At 66.3% G+C, this 3,952-nt stretch carries 4 protein-coding genes; 1 reads left to right on the top strand and 3 read right to left on the bottom strand.

The genetic code is table 11. The features are described from left to right. Positions 1–94 precede the first annotated feature (94 nt). From argB to argC, 3 genes are read right to left on the bottom strand one after another with little or no spacing between them, the layout of a single operon-like run. Positions 95–1,027, bottom strand: a complete 933-nt coding sequence (gene argB / locus KDB67_RS15540; protein WP_291017379.1) for an acetylglutamate kinase — start codon at positions 1,025–1,027, stop codon at positions 95–97. Further along, a complete protein-coding gene (gene argJ, locus KDB67_RS15535; RefSeq protein WP_291017378.1) occupies positions 1,024–2,271 on the bottom strand; it encodes a bifunctional glutamate N-acetyltransferase/amino-acid acetyltransferase ArgJ in 1,248 nt (415 codons plus the stop codon). Before argJ ends, argB begins: the two co-directional genes overlap by 4 nt. Next, entirely contained in the window at positions 2,268–3,305 is a 1,038-nt protein-coding gene (gene argC / locus KDB67_RS15530; RefSeq protein ID WP_291017377.1) for an N-acetyl-gamma-glutamyl-phosphate reductase, read from the bottom strand. The genes argJ and argC overlap by 4 nt, the downstream gene beginning before the upstream one ends. Positions 3,306–3,428: 123 nt before the next feature. Between argC and KDB67_RS15525 the strand changes: the two genes are divergently transcribed. Then, on the top strand, positions 3,429–3,952 hold a 524-nt coding region (locus tag KDB67_RS15525), incomplete at its 3' end, for an NAD(P)-binding protein (protein WP_291017376.1).

Genomic DNA, 3,952 nt, shown 5'->3' with positions numbered 1-3,952 from the left:
TCGGTGACGACGGCTCCCTTGCCGCCCACCAGTGCCAGCGGCGGGGTTCCATAGTTGTTCATCAGCGATGCGGACCACCGCTGCGCCAGAGTTGTCATGATTCGGTCCGATCGGTGGTGCCAGGAACGACTCTGGTTCCGGCTGAGCTGGAAGTGAGGAGTTCGGCGAGGACGGCGTGCGGCACGCGGCCGTCGACGACGTGGGCGCGCTCGACGCCACCGCCGACAGCGCGCAGGCATGCCTCCATCTTCGGAATCATGCCCGAATCCAGCTTCGGCAGAAGACCTTCGAGTTCGCCGGTGGTGATCGAGGACACCAGCGACGTGCGATCGGGCCAATCGGTGTAGAGACCCTCGACGTCGGTGAGCATCACCAGTCGCGCCGCGCCGAGTGCCTCTGCGAGCGCACCGGCTGCGGTGTCGGCGTTGATGTTGTGCACAACGCCATCGGCGTCCGGAGCGATCGTGGAGACCACCGGGATGCGTCCTGTGGCAACAAGATCGAGCACCGCCGACGTGTTGACGGAAGTGATGTCGCCGACCAGCCCGATGTCGGTGGCCACGCCGTCGACCTGGACGGTGCGCCGGGTTGCGGTGAACAGGTGTGCGTCCTCGCCGGTGATACCTACGGCGTACGGACCGTGGGCATTGATGAGTCCGACCAGTTCGCGGCCGACCTGGCCGAACAGCACCATCCGCGCCACATCCATCACCTCGGGGGTGGTGACGCGGAATCCGCCGCGGAATTCCGCTTGCAGGCCAAGACGTTTGAGCATCGCCGAGATCTGCGGGCCGCCGCCGTGCACGACGACCGGGTGCATGCCGCAGGCCCGCAGGAACACCATGTCCGCGGCGAAGGCGGCCTTGAGCCGGTCGTCGACCATGGCGTTGCCGCCGTACTTGACGACGATGGTCGCCCCGTGCAGTTCCTGTAGCGCGGGAAGCGATTCGGCGAGAACGGCCGCTTTGTCGACGGCTCTCAACTCCGTGTCCCTGAACTCTGTGTCCCTGAATGTGTTGTCGCTCATGACGAATACGCCGAGTTCTCTTCGACGTACGCATGCGAGAGGTCGGTGGTGCGCACCGATGCCGTCGCATCACCGAGACCGAGGTCGACGATCACGTCGATATCCTCACCCGACAGATCGACGTCGCGGGCGCCGTCGACACCGTATCCGTTGCGGCACACAGCCTGTCCGTTGAACGAGACCGAGATGATGTCAGGATCGACTGTGACGGGTGAGATACCCACGGCCGCAAGCACTCTGCCCCAGTTGGGATCGGCGCCGAACAGTGCCGTCTTGACCAGCGAATCGCGGGCCACCGCGCGCGCCACCGTCACCGCGTCGTCCTCGGTGACCGCACCGGTGACGGTGATGACGATGCGTTTGGTCACGCCTTCGCCGTCGGCCTGCATCTGCGCCGCAAGGTCGTCACAGACCGCGAACACCGCGGCGTCGAGGTCGGTCTGGTCGGCGGGAATGCCGCTCGCCCCCGAACTGAGCAGCAGCACAGTGTCGTTGGTGGAGGTCGACCCGTCGACATCGAGCCTGTCGAAGGTCTTGCCGGCGGCAGCGCGCAATGCGGCGTCGAGTTGTTCGGTGGTGGCGACGGCGTCGGTGGTCAGTACCACCAGCATCGTCGCGAGCGACGGAGCCATCATGCCGGCACCTTTGCCCATGCCGCCGACGTTCCAGCCCTGAGGATGGTGCAGCGCAACCTGTTTGGGCACGGTGTCGGTGGTCATGATGGCGTGCGCGGCGTCGGTTCCGCCGGACAGCCCGCCGGCCATTTCGTGCACGATCTCGGTGACCCCGGCCAGGACCTTGTCCATGGGCAGCCGGTCGCCGATGAGGCCCGTCGAGCACACGGCGACCTCGACCGCGCCGGTTTCGGTGCCCCAGTTACTAAGCGTTTCGGCGACCGCTTCGGCGGTCTTGTGGGCGTCCTGGAACCCGCCGGGACCGGTGCAGGCGTTGGCGCCACCGGAATTGAGGATGACCGCCCGGAGCCGCCCGGTGGTCATGACCTGCGTGCTCCACAGGACGGGGGCCGCTTTCACCTGGTTACGGGTGAATACTCCGGCCGCCGAGTATTCGGGACCCTCATTGAAAACCAGTGCGAGATCGGGTTTTCCGGACTTCTTGATACCCGCGGCCAAGCCCGCGGCCCGGAAACCGAGGGGTGCGGTCACGCCCTGGCCGCGAACGATCCGCGGTGCGTCCAGCGGTACGCCGCCTTCGATCCGGTCGACGTTCTCGTTATCGGTCATGGTGCCACTCCCACGGTCGAAAGCCCTTCGGTCTCATCCCAGCCGAGGGCGAGGTTCATTGATTGCACGGCGGCTCCGCCGGTGCCTTTTGCCAGATTGTCGATGGCGCCGACCACCACGAGTGTTCCCGCCCGCTCGTCGACGGTCACTTGCAGTGTCACCGCGTTGGATCCGATGACGTTCCCGGTCGCCGGAAGTTGCCCTTCGGGCAGGAGGTGGATGAAAGGTTCGTCGGCGTAGGCCTTTTCGTAGACCGCGCGAATCTCGTCGGCCGACGCGGTGGTCTTGGCCGTGCAGGTCGCCAGGATGCCCCGGGAGGTCGGTACGAGCACCGGTGTAAACGACACGGTGACAGGAAGATTCGCGGCATCGGAAAGTTCCTGCGAGATCTCCGGGGTGTGCCGATGCACTCCCCCGACACCGTAGGCCCGTGACGATCCGATGACCTCGGACGCCAGCAGATCCACCTTCGGAGCCCTTCCCGCACCGGAGGTTCCACTCACCGCGACGATCGTCACATGCGGCTCGATGAGTCCGGCGGCCATCGCTGGCCGCAGCGCAAGGATCGACACCGTCGGATAGCAGCCCGGAACAGCGATCCGCGATGCGCTGCTCAGCGTCTCCCTGTTCCCGGGCAGTTCGGGCAGCCCGTACGGCCAGGTGCCGGCATGGTCGCCGCCGTAGTACCGGGCCCAGTCGTCGGCATTCCGCAGCCGGAAATCGGCGCCACAGTCGACGACGATCGTCGTTGGCGGCAGGGCGTTGGCGATGGTGGCCGACTGTCCGTGCGGCAGGCCGAGAAACACGACGTCGTGTCCGGCCAGAGTGTCGGGCGTGGTCTCCTGCAATATCCGGTCGGCAAGCGGAAGTAGGTGCGGATGCTGCGTGCCGAGCGCGCTGCCGGCGTTTCCGCCGGCCGTCAGTGCGCCTATCTCCAGGTCACCCGATCGCAGACGTGGATGTCCGAGAAGCAGGCGCAGGATCTCCCCGCCCGCGTAGCCACTGGCACCGGCGACAGCCACTCTGATGGTCATGCAATCATTATGCACAACGATGCAAATCAATTCACCAACCCGCCGTGCGCTGCAAATCCCATTGCACACCTGAGCATGGCTTAGGACTTCCTAAGTTAGTGTCACCTTGGGTACGTTCTCCTGGTGACCTCTGAAAGCGTCCGGACCGCGACGGTCTCCCGTCGGCGAGTCCTGCAGGCAACCGCAGCCCTCGGCGCCCTCGGCGCGCTCGGCTCCACCCGCACCCCCGCCACCGCGGTGCCCGACGGAGCGGGCAAGACCGCCGCCGTCATCGGCACCGGATTCGGCGGCTCCGTCGCCGCACTCCGGCTCGGCCAGGCCGGATTCCGGACCACCGTGTTCGAGCGGGGCCGGCGCTGGGATATCCGCAAGGACGGCAATACCTTCCCCTCCATCACCAGGCTCGACGGCCGCGCATCGTGGTTCGGCGGCCAGGTCGGCCTCGGCGGACCTGCGGGAATCCCCGTCGCCAAGTACCCGGGTCTGCTCGACCAGATCAAAGGCAACGGCATCGACTCGGTGTACGGCGCCGGTGTCGGCGGTGGCTCGCTCGTCTTCGGCGCCTTCACCTCGACTCCCCGCAAGCAGGACTTCGAGCACGTCTTTCCCGGTGGCACCGGCTATGACGAACTCAAGCGCGTGTACTA

Origin of the sequence: Gordonia sp. (in: high G+C Gram-positive bacteria), from assembly GCF_020438995.1 — a bacterium.
In the GTDB taxonomy this organism is placed as follows: domain Bacteria; phylum Actinomycetota; class Actinomycetes; order Mycobacteriales; family Mycobacteriaceae; genus Gordonia.
This window is presented reverse-complemented; position numbering and strand designations above follow the sequence as displayed.